Here is an 18,424-nt window from a genome sequence, read left to right on the forward strand (position 1 = left end):
TAACAATAATAAGGGTATTTAATTATGAAAGAATGGAAGGTTTATAACTCAAATGAGTGGGCGATAGATGATATTACTAGTGGTAACTATGCTGCATTCCTCTATCTAATGGTATTTGAAACAGGTGAGTTCTATATAGGCATGAAGCATGTCTATGTGAAGGTAAGAGACGCTAAGAAGATCAAAGATAAATCTAAGGAATCAAACTGGAAAAGTTATACCAGTAGTTCTAATTCAGTAAAGAATATGATTGAAAACGGGGTAGGTTATGAGAAGTACTTACTATGGTGTTTCCCTACAAGTAACCAGACAGCGTTAGTAGAAGCAATCTTGATTGGCCTCTTTGGTACAAGGCATGATTGCGTGAACAAAGCAGTACTATGTAAATCCAGACTACCAAAAGATAACGGTGAGACTTTCAAAATAGTGCAGCAATTAATACAGGAATTACAGTAATGACATGGCGAAGAGGGCATAGCCCCGGCGATATGAAAAGGTTCATCAACAGGAACAGCCCGAAGATAGGACAGCAATTCAATAAAGAACTAAGTAAAAGTATGAGTACAGTAACGCAGCAGATGCAGGCAAAGACCAATACAGATGTAGCTGGCGGGGCGGTTCCATTCACTACTAAAAGTATGTTTTTCAACTTCAAGAAGATTAGTGAATTCGAGTCAGTTAATCAGATTATCTTAAAATCTAATCAAACATCCTATCTGAAGTACATCCTAGATCCCCAAAGTGCAGCAACTGTAGAATCTAAAATTATTCCATACAAGAACGCACCTCTGACTAAGCAAGGAAACATCACACAGCTTCGTTCCAGGTCTAAGAACAATAAATATAAAAAGGTAAAGAGCAAGAGCGGTAACACGTACTTAATCGATACTACAAAGAAATCTGCTAAGCGTAATCCAAAACTGGCACGTGAAAAGAGAGTAATTGGCTATTACGGTTCAGTAGGAAGAAGACCACTGTTTGACTACTACGATGAAACCGAAAAGAAAGTAATACAGCAATTAAGGAATTTACGCGGTATCTTTGATTACCGATGGAGAAATTAAGATGAATAACTTAGAACAATTCCCATGTTACGATCATTCTGTACTAGAAGATTTTTCATTTCAGGCTATCAAGCCAGTAAGTGTTACCATACCATATGATAAAGCACTATCTGGAAATAAGCTTATCAAAAAGAAAGTAGATGATGAACATGGTAAATTAGTAGTGTATAGCTTCAATCATGATAATACACCTCGTGTAAACGTAGACGATGTATTAACTGTTGAGCTAAGCAAAGAGAAGACAGAAGTAAAGGTACTATATTCTTACAATCACATCTATAAAGGTCATCGCGTTTATTCCTGTGTTTGTCAGATACAGGAGGATGTATGATAAATATTCTTATCGATTTATTTAAAACGGCTACAACGTTCTTTACTAAGAAGCAAGAAAGTAAAGATGAGTTAGTAGCTAAGAACTCAGAGCAACAAAACGAAATTACTTTAGAGGAAACGAAGAAGGGGTTTACCTGGCGGCAAGCACTAGGATACGTACTAACGTTCATTGTGTTTTATAACTACGTTGTGATTCCTATCCTGGCTCTATTCGGGATAGTACTTCCCGCAATCCCATTACAGGATGTTTGGAAAGTACTTATTATATTGATAGGCGGAAGTTAATACCGAAATTTCCGAGTTGTTGAGTTTTATTTAGTGATGTACTCCGGTTTTTTTTTCGCGACTTCCTCAATATCTCTAATTATTCTATTGTTACGTTGATTATTGTGTTGATTGTTATTATTTGCTAATAAACCTTTTAATTTATTATATAAATCCGCTCTTTTGCTTGCTCTTTCTATAACTTTTTCTTTGTGTTCAAGTTCTTTTGCTTTACGCTGATTTTCTTCTGCTTTATGTTCTTCCAGAGCATGTGCAGCGTCTCCAAAAAGAAGACCGGTTACAGTAACAGTAAGGAAAAGATTAAGAGCAAAGACAGGCAATGATGGGGAAGGAATTAATTCACTAGGGTGGAAGAAAGCAATACAGCTAGAAATCATATTACTTAAAGTTATAGCGTAAGAAAAAATTGCTATCGCATCAATCCCTTGACCAATCTTAAGTTTACGATTATCTTTTTTGAAATAATTGCTATTAGATATAGTGGCTAGTATTAGAGAGATATAAGCACTTGATTGAAGGTAAGAGGCGAAGTTGTGAGCAAATAACTGATGTGCGAGAATAATTAATAAAAAGATCGATATTAGAGTGCAAGCTACAGCTCTATTTTTTAATTTTTTAAAAATATTCATAGATTATCCTTTCAGTGAAATTTGAGGGCGATTATCTTGGTTTTGATTCCAATGTCGCCCTTCTTTTGATAAAAATCAAATTGACTATTTCCAGCACGCTATCTAAATTTTTTTTCTAAAAAATCAGCAATGCTAGGCTCAGTATTATTACCGATAACTAAATCAGCACGTGCTTTTATCTTGTCAGAAGCATTACCCATCGCTACACCAAGACCTGCACTCTCTAGCATACTTAAATCATTATAATTATCACCAAAGGCAATAACCTGATTCATTGACAAGCCTTGAGATTCAACCCATTGAGCCAATCTTTTTCCTTTGCTGTTTCCGCTTTGAGCAATATCAACTTGATCATGCCAAGACCATTCACAAGATAGGCCAAGCTCACGCTCAACAACTTCAGTAAATTCTTGCAATTTAACTATATCATTACCAGTAAGTGCAAACTTCCAAATCTTATCAACAGCCCTTGCTGATTCTCTTAGCGAATCTACTTTTCGAAATACCGGACGCTGTGATTCTGGTAAAGATCTCGCCCAATTTTCTGTACGAATAATATGGCCCGTTGGTTCCTGATAAATCATCGCATCGTCGGCGTACATCAAACTATGAACATTATAACTATCAAGCAGATCAATTAATTGAGTAGCTTGGTTCGGCTGCAATGGATCAGACGCAAGCACCTTCTTTCCTTGATAATCGTACAGTAATGCACCATTGCAACATATTGCAGGTGTATCTAACTCAAGTGCTTGATAGAAAGGATGAATTGCAACAAAGTGACGTCCAGTAACAATGATAACTTTTGCTCCAGATTCACGTACTTTTTTTATTGCACTTAGTGATTCAGGAAGGATTTTTTTCTCTGGGGTTAACAAAGTACCGTCTAGATCAAGAGCTACTACCTGATAGTTCATATCTTGTTTCGCCGTCATTAAATGATGAGTTTTTCCGATAGTACACCGCTTAATGCCTACTTCAAACTTACCACGTAGTGGTAAAGGTAGGTGAGCAGGGTAAGCAACAGAATGAATTCAATGTAGTTTTAGGCTTTTTGTTTGTATACTGTAGCCTCTATTCAAATAGGTGCCATTACAGCAGATTGCAGGTGTGTCGAGCGCCAGCGCCTGATAAAAAGGGTGGATAGCGACGTGATGGCGGCCGGTCACTATCACAATTTTTACGCCAGCCTGCCGGGCCTTTTGCAGCGCTTCCAGCGATTCAGGAAGAATGGTCTTACGCGGCGTCAGCAGCGTACCGTCCAGATCTAAAGCAATAACGCGATAACTCATAAATCGTTCCGAATGTGGTTTGAAAACGAATTTTTGAGTCTACACCCTGTGGCGGCGCTGACAAAATCGTCCGGCACAAATCCGCCTGCGTGGCCTGCGAAAACGCGCTACGCTGAAGCAGACCCGATTGACCTGAAAAAGGAGCATTTATGAAACAAGTCGTTTATACCGCCAGCCCGGAAAGCGGGCAGATCCATGCCTGGCAGCTTGACCCGCAGGGCGCGCTGACGCTGCTGCAGGTGGTCGATCTGCCAGGCCAGGTTCAGCCAATGGTGGTCAGCCCGAATAAAGCTTTTCTGTATGTCGGTATCCGTCCTGATTTCCGCGTTATCGCTTTTCATATCGACAGCGAAGGCAAGCTGACCAAAGCGGCAGAAGCGCCGCTGCCGGGCAGCCCGACCCATATTTCTACCGATCTTCAGGGACGCTTTATTTTTACCGGTTCCTATAACGACGCCTGCGTCAGCGTCACGCCGATCGATGCGCAAGGCCTGCCGGGCGAACCGTTGCAGGTGATTAAAGGGCTGGATGGCTGCCACTCGGCTAACATCGATCTTAAAAACGAAACGCTGTTCGTCCCGGCGCTAAAACAGGATCGCATCTGTCTGTTTGATTTACAGGAAGACGGTCAGCTGCTGCCGCACGCGCAGCCTCAGGTCAATACGGTTGAGGGCGCTGGCCCGCGCCATATGGTGTTTCATCCGAACCAGCAGTACGCCTACTGCGTAAACGAACTGGACAGTACGGTTGACGTCTGGCAGCTGAATAACGCGCATGGCGAAGTCGAACGCGTGCAGAGCCTGGATATGATGCCCGCAGGCTTCAGCGACACGCGCTGGGCGGCGGATATTCGCCTGACCCCGAACGGTCGTCACCTTTACGCCTGCGACCGTACCGCCAGCGTACTGACCACGTTCAGCGTCAGCGAGGACGGCGGACTGTTGACGATTGAGGGCCATCAGCCAACGGAAACGCAGCCGCGCGGCTTTAACATCGACGCCAGCGGTCGCTACCTGATTGCGGCGGGACAGAAGTCGCACCATATTGCAGTCTATAGCATTGCGGAAGAGAGAGGACTGCTGACGCCGCTGGGACGTTATGCGGTAGGGCAGGGGCCGATGTGGGTGACCATCACGGAAATTTAAAGGACAGGCGGCGATAAGGCCGCCTGTTTTTTATCAGCTGTAGATAGCGGTAAGCGAAGCGCTCGCCAGCTGATGGAAATGCACGTTAAAGCCCAGCATCGCGCCGCTCGCCTGCTCGTCCACGTCCAGCTTTTCCACGTCCAGCGCATAAACGGTGAAAATGTAGCGATGGCTTTCGCCTTTTGGCGGTGCCGCGCCGCCATAGCCCGCTTTGCCGAAATCCGTGCGGGTCTGCACCGCACCGGAAGGCAGTTCGGCCACGCCGGAGCCTGCGCCCTGCGGCAGCACGCGCGTGTCGGCAGGCAGATTGGCCACGCCCCAGTGCCACCAGCCGGAGCCGGTTGGCGCATCGGGATCAAAACAGGTGACGACAAAACTTTTGGTGCCGGCGGGCACGTCATCCCAGGTCAGATGCGGCGACAGGTTATCGCCTTCGTAGCCCATCCCGTTAAAAACCTGGCGCGCCGGTAGCTTGTCGCCGTCGTTAAAATCCTGACTAAAGAGTTTCATTTCCCCTCCTGGCATTATTGATGAAGCAGTTTCAGCAGCTCCTCGGCTGCGGCGACGGAGGATGCGGGATTCTGGCCGGTCACCAGGTGACCGTCCGTAATGGCGAAACTGCCCCAGTCATGGGTTTTTTCATAGTTGCCGCCCAGCCCTCTCAGCGCATCCTCAACCAGGAAAGGTACCACATTCGTCAGCCCGACGGCGCTTTCTTCACTGTTGCTGAAGCCCGTCACGCGTTTTCCGGCCACCAGTGGCGAACCGTCCGGCTTTTTCGCCCGCTTCAGCACGCCCGGCGCGTGGCAGACCGCGCCGACCGGTTTGCCGTTAGCGTAAAAACTCTCAATCAGTTCAATGCTCTGCCGATCCTCCGCCAGATCCCAGAGCGGGCCGTGGCCGCCGGCATAAAACACCGCGTCGAATTTGCTGCTGTCGATGTTGCCCAGCTGCTGGGTATTGGCCAGCGCCTGCTGAGCGGCAATATCTTTACGGAAGCGTTCGGTATCGGCGCTTTGCGCATCCGGCTCGTCGCTTTTGGGATCCAGCGGCGGGTGTCCGCCAGCGGGCGACGCCAGCACCACGTTGATGCCCGCATCGCGGAAAATGTAATAAGGCGCTGCGAACTCCTCCAGCCAGAAACCGGTTTTTTTGCCGGTTTCGCCAAGTCGGTCATGCGAAGTCAGCACCATTAAAATTTTCATTTCAGGCTCCTGTTGGCGTGTCGCCAGCCACTTTAATCAGCACTTTACCGAAGTTTTTACCTTCGAGCATGCCGATAAAGGTTTCCGGCGCGTTGTCCAGACCCTCTACTATGTCTTCGCGGAAAACAAAACGATCTTCCGCGACCCACTGACTCATCTGCTGGAAAAATTCGTTAAAGCGATGACCGTAATCCTGATTGATAATAAAGCCCTGAACGTGCAGGCGTTTACGCAGGATGGCGCTCTGGAAAAGCGGCAGGCGATTTGGCCCTTCCGGCGCATCCTTGCTGTTGTAGTCGGCGATCAGGCCGCAGACCGGGATACGGCCTTTGGTATTCATCAGCGGCAGGACGGCGTCAAATACCGGGCCGCCGACGCTTTCAAAATAGACGTCGATACCGTCGCGGCAGTAGCGTTTAAGCGATTCTGATAAGTCGCCTGACCGATGGTTGAGGCAGCGGTCAAAGCCCAGCACATCTTCGGCGTAGCGGCATTTTTCTTCGCCACCGGCAATACCCACCACGTAACAGCCTTTCAGCTTCGCTATCTGGCCTACCATAGAGCCGACCGCGCCGGTTGCCGCCGCCACGACCACGGTTTCGCCCGGCTGCGGATTACCAATATCCAACAGGCCCATATAGGCGGTAAAACCGGTCATCCCCAGCATGCCGAGCGCCCACGAAGGGTGTTTCAGCACGGGGCCGCTGAGCTTAAACAGATCTTTGCCGTCCGACAGGGCAAAATCCTGCCAGCCGCTCTGGCTGACTACCCAGTCGCCAGGCTGGTAATCTTCATGATTTGATTGTTCAACGATGGCGACGGTGCCCGCGCCCATGACGTCGTTAACGGCGATCGGCGGCACATAGGAAGGCGCGTCGCTCATCCGGCCACGCATATAAGGATCCAGCGAGAGCCAGATCGTCCGAAGTAGAATCTGGCCTTTCCCTGGCGTTGGTACGTGCTGTGACTCCAGACGAAAGTTAGCTTCAGTCGGTGCGCCATGCGGGCGCGAGGCGAGCACGATACGGCGATTTGTCTGTTTGTCTTGCGGCATAGTTTTTCTCCTTTACAAAATACAACCCGTAAAAAGCGTAGTGCATATGTCTCGTGCTCGCTTTGCTCTGGGCCGTAAAACAGGTAAAACAGCGCCACTGAAATTTAGTGAGGCTTTTTAATCTTTTTCTGCTTGCCTGTGGGTTAAAACCGGGGCGGCAACGCAATTATTATTAACAATTTTTAAAAGCTTTATCGCGCAATCAATGTAAAAGCGTTCATATAATTAACGCAAAAATAGAGCTTGTATTGGGATATAAATAGGTTAGTTATTGCGTATTTCCTGATGAAGATGTGCGTTTCATTAACAATGTTTTAATTATTGTCCGGGCGAGAAATTCAGAATTTTAGGTATAAATTATGAATCTTCTGACAAAACTTAGTTTAACTTAAGAGTATTGTTAGTTAATTAATGTATTTATATTTATTTTTATCGTTACCCTTAACATAATTTACTATTTATCTAAACAATAGCTAAGCTTTTTGATGGGACTGTTTAATTAGATTTGTCCTAAAAACTATTTACAAGAAATTAGAAATAGGGCGATAATAAGGCTCGGGGCCTTCTTAAGGAATGCTATATTCCTGAGCTGGAATGTTCCTGATGAATTTATATCTAAAAAGTCAGCCACATAAACATGTGAAGTAGAGGGAATTTATGGAAGAATTTAAAAAATTATTATTAGCTACCGCTATGGCGGGTACCCTTTTTACTGGCAGCGTATATGCAGCAACCGGCACCTCTGTCGCCGGGGGCACTATTACCTTTAACGGCGCGGTCAGCGACACAACCTGTAATGTCACCACGAATAGCGGGTCGGACTTTACCGTTAACGTGTCGCCTGTCACTAAAGAAGACATGGGCACCACGCCAGGCGTGATCGGCAGCAGCGCCACGCCTTTTACGATTACCGTTTCGGGCTGTAGCGGTTTTGATGACGCCAGCACGGCCGCACAGTCGTTGAATATTGTCTTCACCGGCGCCAATGTTTCTGATGATATGAATTACCTGAAAAACGAATCGGGTTCAGCCGAAGGTGTCGGTATCGCCATCACTAAAAACGGTAGCGATCTGGTAAAAATGAACGAGGCTCTGGCAACAGGACTGGCTACAAGCCAATCCGCTGCCAGTGGGAATTACGATACGGCTGCGGCAGGCGACATTAATCTTTACGCGCATTATTACAACTACGGCGGCAGCAACGTTTCTACTGGTTCAGTAGTGACTACCGCAACTTATACGTTCAGCTACGAATAATCTACCTTGCACCCGGACAGGAGAGCGTCGGCTTTCCTGTCTCTTCCGGACGGCATTTCAGGAGTGTTTGTGAAAAAGTTTTTGCTTATTATCGTCTGTTATGTCTTCAGCTGCGCCGCCAGCGCCAATGTTATTATTAATTCAACCCGCGTGATCTTTCCTGCCGACGCTAAAAGTGTTTCAGTGCAGCTAATCAATAAAAGTAAAGAACAGCATCTGGTGCAGGCATGGATAGATGACGGCAGACAAAACGAAAAGCCTGAAAACATCTCAACGCCCTTTATGGTGGTTCCCCCGGTGGTAAAAATTCAGGGTAACGATGGCCAGGTTTTAAGGATTAATCACAACGATCAGGTCAGAACCCTGGCCAAAGATCGCGAGTCGCTGTACTGGCTGAACGTGCTGGATATTCCTCCTGTACCGAAAAAGCTGGATGCGGCGGCTAACTATATGCAGGTCGCTATACGCAGCCGGATAAAAATTTTTTGGCGTCCGGCAGGACTAAAGATCTCGCCTGAAAATATTGGTCGGTACCTGAGCCTGAAAAGGAAAAACCAGAATGTCTGCATCAATAATGCATCGCCTTTTTATCTGACTGCCATACAGCTGATGAGATGGGACGGAAAAAGCACGCGCGTTCAGCAAGGAAAAAAACAGGATAATCTGATTAGTAAAACCGTTTCGGTACCGCCTTTTACCTGTCAGCCTCTTGATGCAGGAAAAGTATCCGCTTCAGGCGGCAAGTATCAGCTGACTTATATTGACGACTATGGCAGCAGAGTCCCTGTTACAATTGATTTAGTAAAATAAAAGGAATTATTCAGGAGCAAATAATGAAGGCGACAGTAAATTTGCTTGCCCCAACAGGCTATGGAAAGCTATTTTATCTCACCTGTATTATTCTGAACTGCTCTGTAGTCAACGCGGCTGAAACATTCAATACCAGTTTGATGGTAGGGGATTCTTCTCAGGCTGACTGGAATAATCAGGGGCAGACCATTTTATCCGGAGTTTACGATCTGGATATTTATATTAACGGCAGCTGGAGCGGTAATTTTCCGGTGAAAGTGGATTCAGGGGAAGCTTTCTGGCTGTCAGGCGCAACGCTTAAAGCTCTGCCAATTAAATATATTGATAAAAAAGCGATAACTAAAAAAGAGTGGGTGCCGGTAGCCGAAATACTTTACGGCGGACAGGCCACGCTTAACAGAGGAATGCTGCGCCTGAATCTGACTATTCCTCAGGCCAGGATAGATAAAAAAGATCGCCGCTGGATCGCGCCGGAACTGTGGGATGCAGGGATTAATGGCGCTTTTACCAATTACAGCCTCAGCTATAATAACCTCCAACAGCATAACAACGATGGCAATGCGGATAACGTTTTTCTTTCGCTCAGCAGCGGCATTAATTTAGCCCACTGGCAGTTGGTCGATAACAGCCAGTTTCAACGTACGCGTAGTCGCCAGGGAGAATGGAATACGCAATCCCGCTATGTCGAACGCGCGCTGCCAGCTATTAATTCGTTATTCAGGATAGGGGACAGCTATACCAATTCGCCCTGGTTCGATAACGTACGTTTTCGCGGCATCACCTTAAAACAAGACCAGCGCATGTATCCCGATTCTTATCGTACCTATATGCCGGTTATTCGCGGTAACGCCACGGCGAACGCCGTAGTCAGCGTTTATCAAAACGGCAGCGCCATTTATCAAACAAACGTGCCGCCGGGCCCTTTTGTTATTGACGATCTTATGCCTGGCGGATCGCGCAGCGATCTCACGGTAGAAGTTGCCAACGCTGGCGGCATCACCGAGCGTTTTACCGTCCCTTACTCTACCGTTTCCGATATGTTGAGAAGCGGCTCGTCAGAGTGGCTGTTAACGGCGGGTAACGTTCAGCTGCATGACGTGGATTTACACCCGGCCTTTGTTCAGGGCAATGGCTCACACGGCATTAATAACTATCTGACGCTCTATAGCGGCGCCACGCTAAGCCAGGATTATGCTTCTTTTCTGCTGGGCGGCGCGTTCAGTTTGCCACGGGTCGGATCATTTTCAACCAATGTGGACATGGCCCGCGCGCATCTGAACAGTGGGGAATCGATGCAGGGAGAGCGCTGGAAATTAGCTTACAGCCGCTTCTTTATGACCAAAACCAACCTGACGCTGGCGACTTACTATTACAATACGGCGCGCTATCTTTCCCTGTATGACACGGTACAAACCAATGCGCTAGCGCGTGAGGAGAATGGTAAGCAATACCTGCGAAGCAAACAGAGCTTCAGCGTTAACCTCGATCAGACCCTGCCGCCGGGCTGGGGACGGATTGCGATTGACGGCTTGTGGCGTCAGTACTGGAACAGCGATCGCATGCTAAAGCAATACAGCCTGACCTACAGCAACCTGTACAAAAAAGCGACGTGGAGCCTGGCCTTTCGCCGCAATCATTATGAATATGACGGCAGCGAAGAAGAGCGGCGTTACAGCAGCAAAAGCTACGATGAGCAGCGGATCGACCTGGCCGTTACTATTCCACTCTCTCTGTCCGGCAACCGCCACAGCGTCACGCTGCGTACCTCGTCGCAGGACGGTAAATATAGCGGTATGGAAGCCGGGGTCAACAGCTCGCTGGAAAGCCTGGACTACAGCCTTAACTTCAGCCATGACCGTACCGGACACAGCGCAAAGTTTGGGGCCTACAGCGCCTAGCGCACGCCTTATGCAAAGTTAACGGGTCAGTACAGCGAGGCGAGCGATTTCCGCCAGCTTGGCATAGGCGCCAGCGGCAGCGCCGTACTCTGGCGCGATGGCGTGTTGGCTTCAGGCAACACGGGCAATACTTTTGTGATCCTGGACGCGCCGGGTATTGCTCAGGCCACGGTCAACGGCAATCCCAATATGAGAACCAACCGCGCAGGCCGGGTTCTGGTTCCTTCCGTCACGCCTTACCGTATGAACACTTATCTGTTGGATAACCCTCGCGGTGAAAGCGAGGGCGAACTGCTGGGCAATATCGGACGCGTGACGCCCTGGGCAGGCAGCATTAACTATGTGCAATATAAAACCGACACGCGTGCCGTGTTTACCTTCAAAGCGCTGTTTGATAACGGGCAGCCTTTGCCTTTTGGGGCCGGCGTCACCGATGCAGAAGGCAACTCGCTGGGCTACGTAGCGCAGGGCAGCCTGATTTATCTCAAAGCGAAGCAGCTCCCCGAATGGCTGCACGTGCAGCTGACGGAAGGGCAGGAAAGTAAAACGTGCCGGATCCATTTAGCCAACGCGGCGCAGACCTCTTTTTGCGTGCGCTAAGCAGAAAAGGCGCCGCATTCATTTTCAGGGAGTCATCATGAAAAAATACTGGATAGCGTTACTGCTCGGGTTGTGCGCTGTTTCCGCAGGCGTGCAGGCGGGCTGTACCCTTATAAGCGGTTCGACGGTAAAGGCCAACGACAGCCTGAACCTTTCAGGTTTGCTGACCGCGCAGGATAGCCACAGCGAAACCCGAACGGCAACCTGGTCAGTGCCGGTAACATGCTATCTTATTTTCAATAGCAACGCGGTGCACTTTGTCAGCCCGATACAAAATGGCTTTTGGGTGAAGTTTGTTAACGCAGCGGGCACGGCACGCTGGATAAAACTTCAGACCAGTGGATTTATCGAAAAGATAGATTATGAAAACGGCGACAGAACGCTGCAAGGCTCGGATTTTAGCTATCAGCTTACCGCCACCTTACTGGACAGCGATCCGGGCGTAACCGACAGCAAATTTTACAAGGTGACCGACGCCGGGAGCGCGGAGATCGTGACCATGGTGATGCATAACGCCAACTTTATTGGCTCCACGCCTACGGTGGAGCAGGCGGCTGAAGTGGCGGCTTCGGGCAACTGGAACAATGATTACCTGGGCTATCAGTCCCTGACGGTGACCTTTAACCCGGCGGAAACCACCTGTGAAATGCCGGATCAGCAGGTGACGCTACCCAGGGTGTCGTTGAATATGCTGCGTAACGGCATTGCCACCGACAGTACCTCTTTTACGCTGCCGATCAGCTGCTCTGCAACCCTGGCGGGTGGCGCTACGCGTTCGGTTAATGCCTGGCTCTATAGCGCCGACCTGGTGGAGAACAGCCAGCAGATTATGCGTAACAGCCGCTCCAGCTCGCAGGGCGTCGGCATCGTCTTGAGCGACAGCGCCGGTAAGGCCGTTTCTCTGTCAGGCGGGACGGCGGCAGGTGAAGCCACTTCGCTGCTGTCGATTACCAAAGGCGCCGACATTCATGCCAGCGCCATTAACCTGAACGCTGCCTATAAGGTGTTCGATCCGGCTAATCTCAGTCCAGGGTCGGTCGTTGCCACCGCGACTATTTATTTTGACTATGACTGATCGCCGTCGTCAGGATAAAAACAGCGTGGGGCAGGCAACCGCCGCCGCTATCGCTGTCGTCAGCTTTTGCAGCGCTTCCGGCTCGATAACGTAAGGCGGCATCAAATAGATAAGCCTGCCGAAAGGACGGATCCAGACGCCGCGCTCAACGAAAAAGCGCTGCAGCGCCGCCATATTCACCGGTCGACGAGTTTCGATAACGCCAATCGCACCCAGTACCCTGGCATCCGCCACTTCCGGCTGCGCTTTTAGCGGCAGCAGCGCGGCTTTCAGCTGCGCTTCAATCGCGCTTACCTGCTGCTGCCAGCGATTTTCCTGCAGCATCGCCAGGCTTTCGCTGGCCACCGCGCAGGCCAGCGGATTGCCCATAAACGTCGGGCCGTGCATAAAACAGCCCGCCTCGCCGTTGCTGATGGTATTGGCAACCTCGCGCGTGGTCAGCGTGGCGGAAAGCGTCATGGTGCCGCCGGTCAGCGCTTTGCCAACGCACAGAATATCAGGCGATATCCCGGCGTGATCGCAGGCGAAAAGCTTGCCGGTACGGCCAAAGCCTGTTGCGATTTCATCGGCTATCAGCAGCACGTTGTGGCGATCGCACAGCTCGCGCACGCCTTGCAGATAGCGCGGATGATAGAAGCGCATTCCGCCCGCGCCCTGCACGATGGGTTCCAGGATCACCGCGGCCAGTTCGTGCGCCTGTTCGCCAATCAGACGGGCAAAATCGGCGATATCGCTTTCCTGCCACTCATCGTCGAACCCGCAGCCCGGCGCGGCGGCGAACAGGTGGTTCGGCAGATAGCCCTGATAGAGCGAATGCATGGAGTTCTGCGGATCGCATACCGACATCGCGGCAAAGGTATCGCCGTGATAGCCGTTGCGCAGCGTCAGAAAGCGCTGACGCCTTTCGCCGCGCGCCTGACAATATTGCAGCGCCATTTTCATGGCAACCTCAACGGCTACCGAGCCCGAATCCGCCAGAAAAACGCACTCCAGCCCCTGCGGCGTCATCTCTACCAGACGACGACAGAGCGCCACGGCCGCAGGATGGGTGATCCCGCCAAACATCACGTGCGACATCTGCTCGATCTGCGCGTGCATCGCCTGGTTCAGGCGCGGATGGTTATAGCCGTGGATAGCTGCCCACCAGGAAGACATGCCGTCCACCAGCTCGCGGCCGTCAGCCAGCTGCAGCGAGGTGCCAGAGGCCGCGACCACCGGATACACCGGCAGCGGTTTGCTCATTGACGTGTAGGGATGCCAGATATGGTCGCGGTCAAAAGCGAGGTCGAGAGGGGTCATAAAATACTTGTAAACCAAAATTAAAAAATTTAGTTTACAAGTATAACCGTAAAATGAACATGAGATCTTTTCTTTTGGAGCAAGCAATGGCAAATCGCTGGACAGTCGCCCAGGCCCAGGCCCTTTTCGACAAGCCTTTTCTGGAGCTGATGTTTGAAGCGCAGCAGGTGCATCGTCAACATTTCGATCCGCGTCAGGTGCAGGTCAGCACGCTGCTGTCGATCAAAACCGGCGCCTGTCCGGAAGACTGTAAATATTGTCCGCAGAGCGCCCGCTACAAAACCGGCCTGGAAGCGGAGCGCCTGATGGAAGTGGAAGAGGTGCTGACCTCTGCCCGCAAAGCCAAAGCCGCAGGATCTGACCGCTTCTGCATGGGCGCGGCGTGGAAAAACCCGCACGAACGCGATATGCCTTATCTGGAGCAGATGGTCAAAGGCGTTAAAGCAATGGGGCTGGAAACCTGTATGACGCTGGGCACGCTGAGCGATGAGCAGGCGCAGCGGCTGGCGCACGCCGGGCTGGATTTCTACAACCATAACCTGGATACCTCGCCGGAATTCTACGGCAGCATTATCACCACCCGCAGCTATCAGGAGCGCCTGGACACGCTGGGCAAGGTACGCGACGCGGGCATTAAAGTCTGCTCCGGCGGCATCGTCGGCCTGGGCGAAACCGTTAACGATCGGGCCGGTCTGCTGGTGCAGCTGGCTAACCTGCCGGTGCCGCCGGAAAGCGTGCCGATCAACATGCTGGTCAAGGTCAAAGGCACGCCGCTGGCCGACAACGACGATGTCGATCCTTTCGATTTTATCCGCACCATCGCCGTGGCGCGCATTATGATGCCGACCTCCCACGTGCGTCTTTCCGCCGGCCGCGAGCAGATGAGCGAGCAGACGCAGGCGATGTGCTTTATGGCTGGCGCCAACTCGATTTTCTACGGCTGCAAGCTGCTGACCACGCCGAACCCGGAAGAGGACAAGGATCTGATCCTGTTCCGCAAGCTGGGCCTGAATCCGGCGCACACCACCACGGAAGCGGGCGACAACGAGCAGCAGCAGGCGCTGGCGGGTCAGCTGCTGAATGCCGATACCGACCAGTTCTATAACGCGGCCGTGTAAATGGGCTGGCAACAACGCATCAGCCTGGCGCTTGCGGAGCGCCGGGAGAAGCAGCAGTTTCGCCAGCGCCGCGTCAGCCAGCACGACGACGTGCGCACCCTGTGCGTGAACGACCGTCGCTACCTGAACTTCTCCGCTAATGACTATCTGGGGCTGAGCCGGGATCGGAACGTTATCGCCGCCTGGCAGCAGGGGGCCGAACGCTACGGCGTCGGCGCAGGCGGATCGGGTCACGTTACCGGCTATGGCGCGCCTCATCAGGCGTTTGAGCAGCAGCTGGCCGACTGGCTGGGCTATCCGCGCGCGCTGCTGTTTATTTCAGGCTTTGCGGCGAATCAGGCAATCATTGCCGCAATGCTGCAGAAAAACGATCGCATCTTCGCCGATCGCCTGGCGCACGCTTCGCTACTGGAAGCGGCCTCGCTCAGTCCGGCTACGCTGCGCCGCTTTGCGCACAATCAGCCGGAAGCGCTGGCGAAACTCTTCAGCCCTGCCGACGGCGGCGAAACGCTGGTGGTGACGGAAGGCGTTTTCAGCATGGACGGCGACAGCGCGCCGCTGCAAGAGCTGCATCAGCTTACCGCTCTGCACAACGGCTGGCTGCTGGTGGACGATGCGCACGGCATCGGCGTAACGGGCGAGCAGGGGCGCGGCAGCTGCTGGCAGCAGAACGTGCGTCCGGAACTGCTGATCGTGACTTTCGGCAAGGCATTTGGGCTGAGCGGCGCCGCAGTGCTCTGTAGCGAAGAGACGGCGGACTACCTATTGCAGTTCGCGCGTCATCTGATCTACAGCACGGCGATGCCGCCCGCGCAGGCTTTCGCGCTCCAGACGGCTTTACGCGCCGTACAGCAGGGCGACGACCTGCGCGCGCGGCTGCAAAAGAATATCCGCCTGTTTCGCGAAGGTGCGGCGGCTGGCGGGCTGGCGATCCTGCCTTCTTCAACGGCTATTCAGCCGCTGCTGGTAGGTGAAGAGCAGGCGGCACTGCGGCTGGCGGAACGGCTGCGGGAAAGGGGATGCTGGGTAACGGCTATCCGCCCGCCCACCGTGCCGCCGGGAACGGCGAGGCTGCGCATCACGCTGAGCGCGGCGCATCAGGAAGAAGATATTCAACGACTGCTGGAGGCGCTGCATGACGCAAACGGTCAATAAAGCGGCGATCGCCAGAGCCTTCGGCCGGGCGGCGCAGAGCTACAACCGGCACGCGGAGCTGCAGCGTCTGAGCGGCGAAGCACTCTTTTCGCTGGCGCGCGGCCGTGAGCAAAAGCAGGTGCTGGATGCGGGCTGCGGGCCGGGCTGGTTCAGCAAGCGCTGGCGCAGTGCGGGCAACAGGGTCACCGCGCTGGATCTTTCTCCGGCCATGCTGAACGAGGCGCGGCTTGGCGACACCGCCGACGCCTATCAGCTGGGCGATATCGAAGCGCTGCCTTTTACCGATGCCGCCTTCGACGTGTGCTGGAGCAACCTTGCCGTGCAATGGTGCAGCGACTTACGGCTGGCGCTGGCCGAAATGCGCCGCGTGACCCGGCCTGGCGGCCAGGTGCTGTTTTCAACGCTGGCCGCCGGCTCGCTGAACGAGCTTAACCAGGCCTGGCAGGCGCTGGATCTGCCCGCGCCCGTTAACCGTTTTCTGAGCGAGGCGCAAATAGCGGACGCAGGAAGCTCGCTCGGGCTTCGGCTGGAGGCGCAGACGCAGACGCTGGCTTTCCCGGACGTGCTCGGCGCGCTGCGTTCACTGAAGGGCATCGGCGCCACGCATCTGCATCAGGGCCGCCGTGACGGCCTGCTGAGCCGTCATCATCTGAGTCAGCTGGCGCAGAGCTGGCCGCGCGACGAGCGCGGTTTCCTGCTCAGCTATCATCTGCTGTATGGAGTGATTGATTGTGAGTAGCTGGTTTATTACCGGAACGGATACGGAAGTAGGGAAAACGGTCGCCAGTACCGCGCTGTTGCAGGCTGCCCGCGCCGCCGGATTGCGCAGCGTAGGCTATAAGCCCGTTGCTTCCGGCTGTGAAATGACGGCGGAAGGTATCCGCAACAGCGACGCGCTGGCTTTACAGCGCAACAGCGTGCTGACGCTGCCTTATGAGCAGATCAATCCGCTGGCCTTTCTGGAGCCGACGTCTCCGCATATCGTCAGCGCGGAAGAGGGCAGGCCCATTGAGTTTACTCAGCTTTCGGCTGGCCTGGCGGCATTGCGCGAGCAGGCGGAGTGGGTGCTGACCGAAGGCGCGGGCGGCTGGTTTACGCCGCTTTCAGCCACGACGACCTTCGCGGAGTGGGTGACGCTGGAACAGCTGCCTGTGGTGCTGGTGGTCGGCGTCAAGCTGGGCTGCATCAATCACGCCATGCTGACGGCGCAGGCCGTCACGGCCAGCGGTCTGCGTCTGGCTGGCTGGATAGCCAATACGGTGCAGCCGCCGGGCAGGCGTCATGCGGAATACATGGCGACGCTGCAACAGCGGCTGCCCGCGCCGCTGCTGGGTGAAATCCCTTATCTCACCGACAGCGCCGATTTTGACCGGCTTGGTCACTACGTGCGCCTGCCGGAATAAGGCGATGCCCTCAGGCAGCGCGCCGGAGAGCATGACTAAACGGTCAGCCAGGTGTTGACTATTCTCTCATCCAGCTGCGCCACGCTGCCGTGGGCCACGTTGCGCCCACGATGCAGCAGCAGGAAATAGTCCGCCACCTTACGGATAAAAGAGATCCGCTGCTCCAGCAGCAGAATGGTCAAACCGAAATCGTGATTCAACCGATGGATCAAATTCCCCATCTCCTCTTCCAGCCACGGCGACATGCCCTCCGTCGGCTCGTCCAGGATCAGCAGCTTCGGCTGGAGCACCAGCGCTCTGGCCAGCGCCAGCTGCTGCTGCTGATCGAGCGGCAGTTCGCCGCTGCGCCGGTGACGAAGCGAATAAAGCGCGGGAAAAAGATCGAAAACCATCGGCGGAATGGCCGGATGGCGCTGTTGTCCTGCGCCCGCCAGCAGCGCTATCTGCAAGTTCTCCTCGACGCTGAGCTGTGAGAAAATATGCCGCCCCTGAGGCACATAGCCGATGCCGAGCGCCGCGCGTTTTTCTACCGGCTGCTGCAGCAGATTTTGCGGCGGCAGATTGCCTTCCTGCCACATAATGGTGCCGCTGTTAATTGGCAGATGGCCCATAATGCAGTTGACCAGCGTGGTTTTCCCCATTCCCGGCCTTCCCAGCACGCCCGTACAGGTGCCCGGCGGCAGTTCCAGATCCACATCCCATAAAATATGATCCTGCCCGTAAAACTGATTTATCGCATGTAAGCTCAGCATCTGACACTCTCCTCCAGACAGTTTTCGAGCGCGCCTTCGTAGCGTGACGA

The 18,424-nt window shown here is 52.6% G+C and carries 20 protein-coding genes and 2 pseudogenes; 14 read left to right on the top strand and 8 right to left on the bottom strand.

The window, feature by feature from the left end; translation table 11 throughout:
- The first annotated feature begins 24 nt into the window (after nucleotides 1-24).
- Genes ACA373_RS00150 through ACA373_RS00165 form a run of 4 tightly spaced genes read left to right on the top strand, consistent with a single transcriptional unit; the run spans nucleotide 25 to nucleotide 1,682 of the window.
- Entirely contained in the window at nucleotides 25-456 is a 432-nt protein-coding gene (locus ACA373_RS00150) for a hypothetical protein (RefSeq protein WP_370733826.1), read from the top strand.
- A complete protein-coding gene (locus tag ACA373_RS00155) occupies nucleotides 456-1,064 on the top strand; it encodes a hypothetical protein (protein ID WP_370733828.1) in 609 nt (202 codons plus the stop codon). Before ACA373_RS00150 ends, ACA373_RS00155 begins: the two co-directional genes overlap by 1 nt.
- A 1-nt stretch (nucleotide 1,065) precedes the next feature.
- A complete protein-coding gene (locus tag ACA373_RS00160; protein WP_370733830.1) occupies nucleotides 1,066-1,395 on the top strand; it encodes a hypothetical protein in 330 nt (109 codons plus the stop codon).
- Nucleotides 1,392-1,682 carry a hypothetical protein gene (locus ACA373_RS00165; RefSeq protein ID WP_370733831.1) on the top strand — a complete coding sequence of 97 codons (291 nt, stop codon included), beginning with the start codon at nucleotides 1,392-1,394 and terminating at the stop codon, nucleotides 1,680-1,682. Before ACA373_RS00160 ends, ACA373_RS00165 begins: the two co-directional genes overlap by 4 nt.
- Nucleotides 1,683-1,708: 26 nt before the next feature.
- Here ACA373_RS00165 and ACA373_RS00170 read toward each other — a convergent pair whose 3' ends face one another.
- From ACA373_RS00170 to ACA373_RS00180, 3 genes and pseudogenes are all read right to left on the bottom strand, one after another.
- Nucleotides 1,709-2,311, bottom strand: coding sequence for a hypothetical protein (locus ACA373_RS00170; RefSeq protein ID WP_370733832.1), 603 nt, complete (start codon nucleotides 2,309-2,311; stop codon nucleotides 1,709-1,711).
- Nucleotides 2,312-2,409: 98 nt separating this feature from the next.
- The gene (locus tag ACA373_RS00175; protein WP_370733833.1) at nucleotides 2,410-3,228 is read right to left on the bottom strand and encodes a pyridoxal phosphatase; all 819 of its coding nucleotides are present in this window, start codon (nucleotides 3,226-3,228) and stop codon (nucleotides 2,410-2,412) included.
- A 138-nt stretch (nucleotides 3,229-3,366) separates the two neighbouring features.
- Nucleotides 3,367-3,603: pseudogene (locus ACA373_RS00180) on the bottom strand (HAD-IIB family hydrolase); the annotation flags it as partial.
- A 149-nt stretch (nucleotides 3,604-3,752) separates the two neighbouring features.
- Here ACA373_RS00180 and pgl point away from each other — a divergent pair.
- The gene (gene pgl, locus ACA373_RS00185) at nucleotides 3,753-4,748 is read left to right on the top strand and encodes a 6-phosphogluconolactonase (RefSeq protein WP_253454848.1); all 996 of its coding nucleotides are present in this window, start codon (nucleotides 3,753-3,755) and stop codon (nucleotides 4,746-4,748) included.
- A 33-nt stretch (nucleotides 4,749-4,781) separates the two neighbouring features.
- On the opposite strand, the gene ACA373_RS00190 is transcribed toward pgl, so the two are convergent.
- The 3 genes from ACA373_RS00190 to ACA373_RS00200 are packed head-to-tail and all read right to left on the bottom strand — an operon-like array spanning nucleotide 4,782 to nucleotide 7,007.
- Nucleotides 4,782-5,258, bottom strand: coding sequence for a kinase inhibitor (locus tag ACA373_RS00190; protein WP_253454847.1), 477 nt, complete (start codon nucleotides 5,256-5,258; stop codon nucleotides 4,782-4,784).
- Between the two features lie 14 nt (nucleotides 5,259-5,272).
- Complete coding sequence (locus tag ACA373_RS00195) at nucleotides 5,273-5,953, bottom strand: type 1 glutamine amidotransferase domain-containing protein (RefSeq protein WP_253454846.1); 681 nt, start codon at nucleotides 5,951-5,953, stop codon at nucleotides 5,273-5,275.
- 1 nt (nucleotide 5,954) lies between these two features.
- On the bottom strand, nucleotides 5,955-7,007 hold the full coding sequence (locus tag ACA373_RS00200) for an NADP-dependent oxidoreductase (RefSeq protein WP_253454845.1): 1,053 nt from the start codon (nucleotides 7,005-7,007) through the stop codon (nucleotides 5,955-5,957).
- 657 nt (nucleotides 7,008-7,664) lie between these two features.
- Between ACA373_RS00200 and ACA373_RS00205 the strand changes: the two genes are divergently transcribed.
- From ACA373_RS00205 to ACA373_RS00225, 5 genes and pseudogenes are all read left to right on the top strand, one after another.
- A complete protein-coding gene (locus ACA373_RS00205) occupies nucleotides 7,665-8,264 on the top strand; it encodes a fimbrial protein (RefSeq protein ID WP_253454844.1) in 600 nt (199 codons plus the stop codon).
- A 69-nt stretch (nucleotides 8,265-8,333) separates the two neighbouring features.
- Complete coding sequence (locus tag ACA373_RS00210; RefSeq protein ID WP_370733834.1) at nucleotides 8,334-9,074, top strand: molecular chaperone; 741 nt, start codon at nucleotides 8,334-8,336, stop codon at nucleotides 9,072-9,074.
- Between the two features lie 23 nt (nucleotides 9,075-9,097).
- Nucleotides 9,098-11,308 (top strand): annotated as a pseudogene (locus ACA373_RS00215) (fimbria/pilus outer membrane usher protein); the annotation flags it as partial.
- 33 nt (nucleotides 11,309-11,341) lie between these two features.
- Complete coding sequence (locus ACA373_RS00220) at nucleotides 11,342-11,572, top strand: FimD/PapC C-terminal domain-containing protein (protein WP_370734440.1); 231 nt, start codon at nucleotides 11,342-11,344, stop codon at nucleotides 11,570-11,572.
- 37 nt (nucleotides 11,573-11,609) lie between these two features.
- Nucleotides 11,610-12,647: a fimbrial protein gene (locus ACA373_RS00225; protein ID WP_253454841.1), complete on the top strand. Its 1,038-nt coding sequence runs from the start codon at nucleotides 11,610-11,612 to the stop codon at nucleotides 12,645-12,647.
- A 9-nt stretch (nucleotides 12,648-12,656) separates the two neighbouring features.
- Here ACA373_RS00225 and bioA read toward each other — a convergent pair whose 3' ends face one another.
- The gene (bioA, locus tag ACA373_RS00230; RefSeq protein ID WP_370733835.1) at nucleotides 12,657-13,946 is read right to left on the bottom strand and encodes an adenosylmethionine--8-amino-7-oxononanoate transaminase; all 1,290 of its coding nucleotides are present in this window, start codon (nucleotides 13,944-13,946) and stop codon (nucleotides 12,657-12,659) included.
- 86 nt (nucleotides 13,947-14,032) lie between these two features.
- Here bioA and bioB point away from each other — a divergent pair, with 86 nt between their 5' ends.
- Genes bioB through bioD form a run of 4 tightly spaced genes read left to right on the top strand, consistent with a single transcriptional unit; the run spans nucleotide 14,033 to nucleotide 17,622 of the window.
- Complete coding sequence (gene bioB, locus ACA373_RS00235) at nucleotides 14,033-15,064, top strand: biotin synthase BioB (protein WP_253454839.1); 1,032 nt, start codon at nucleotides 14,033-14,035, stop codon at nucleotides 15,062-15,064.
- Complete coding sequence (bioF, locus tag ACA373_RS00240; protein ID WP_253454838.1) at nucleotides 15,065-16,219, top strand: 8-amino-7-oxononanoate synthase; 1,155 nt, start codon at nucleotides 15,065-15,067, stop codon at nucleotides 16,217-16,219.
- Nucleotides 16,200-16,958 (top strand): malonyl-ACP O-methyltransferase BioC, encoded by a 759-nt coding sequence (gene bioC / locus ACA373_RS00245; RefSeq protein WP_370733836.1) that lies wholly within the window; start codon nucleotides 16,200-16,202, stop codon nucleotides 16,956-16,958. Before bioF ends, bioC begins: the two co-directional genes overlap by 20 nt.
- A complete protein-coding gene (gene bioD / locus ACA373_RS00250) occupies nucleotides 16,951-17,622 on the top strand; it encodes a dethiobiotin synthase (protein ID WP_253454836.1) in 672 nt (223 codons plus the stop codon). The genes bioC and bioD overlap by 8 nt, the downstream gene beginning before the upstream one ends.
- 35 nt (nucleotides 17,623-17,657) lie before the next feature.
- Here bioD and ACA373_RS00255 read toward each other — a convergent pair whose 3' ends face one another.
- Nucleotides 17,658-18,374: an ABC transporter ATP-binding protein gene (locus tag ACA373_RS00255; RefSeq protein ID WP_253454835.1), complete on the bottom strand. Its 717-nt coding sequence runs from the start codon at nucleotides 18,372-18,374 to the stop codon at nucleotides 17,658-17,660.
- Nucleotides 18,375-18,424: the final 50 nt, after the last annotated feature.

The organism is Erwinia sp. STN24, assembly GCF_041320675.1.
Taxonomy (GTDB): domain Bacteria; phylum Pseudomonadota; class Gammaproteobacteria; order Enterobacterales; family Enterobacteriaceae; genus Erwinia; species Erwinia aeris.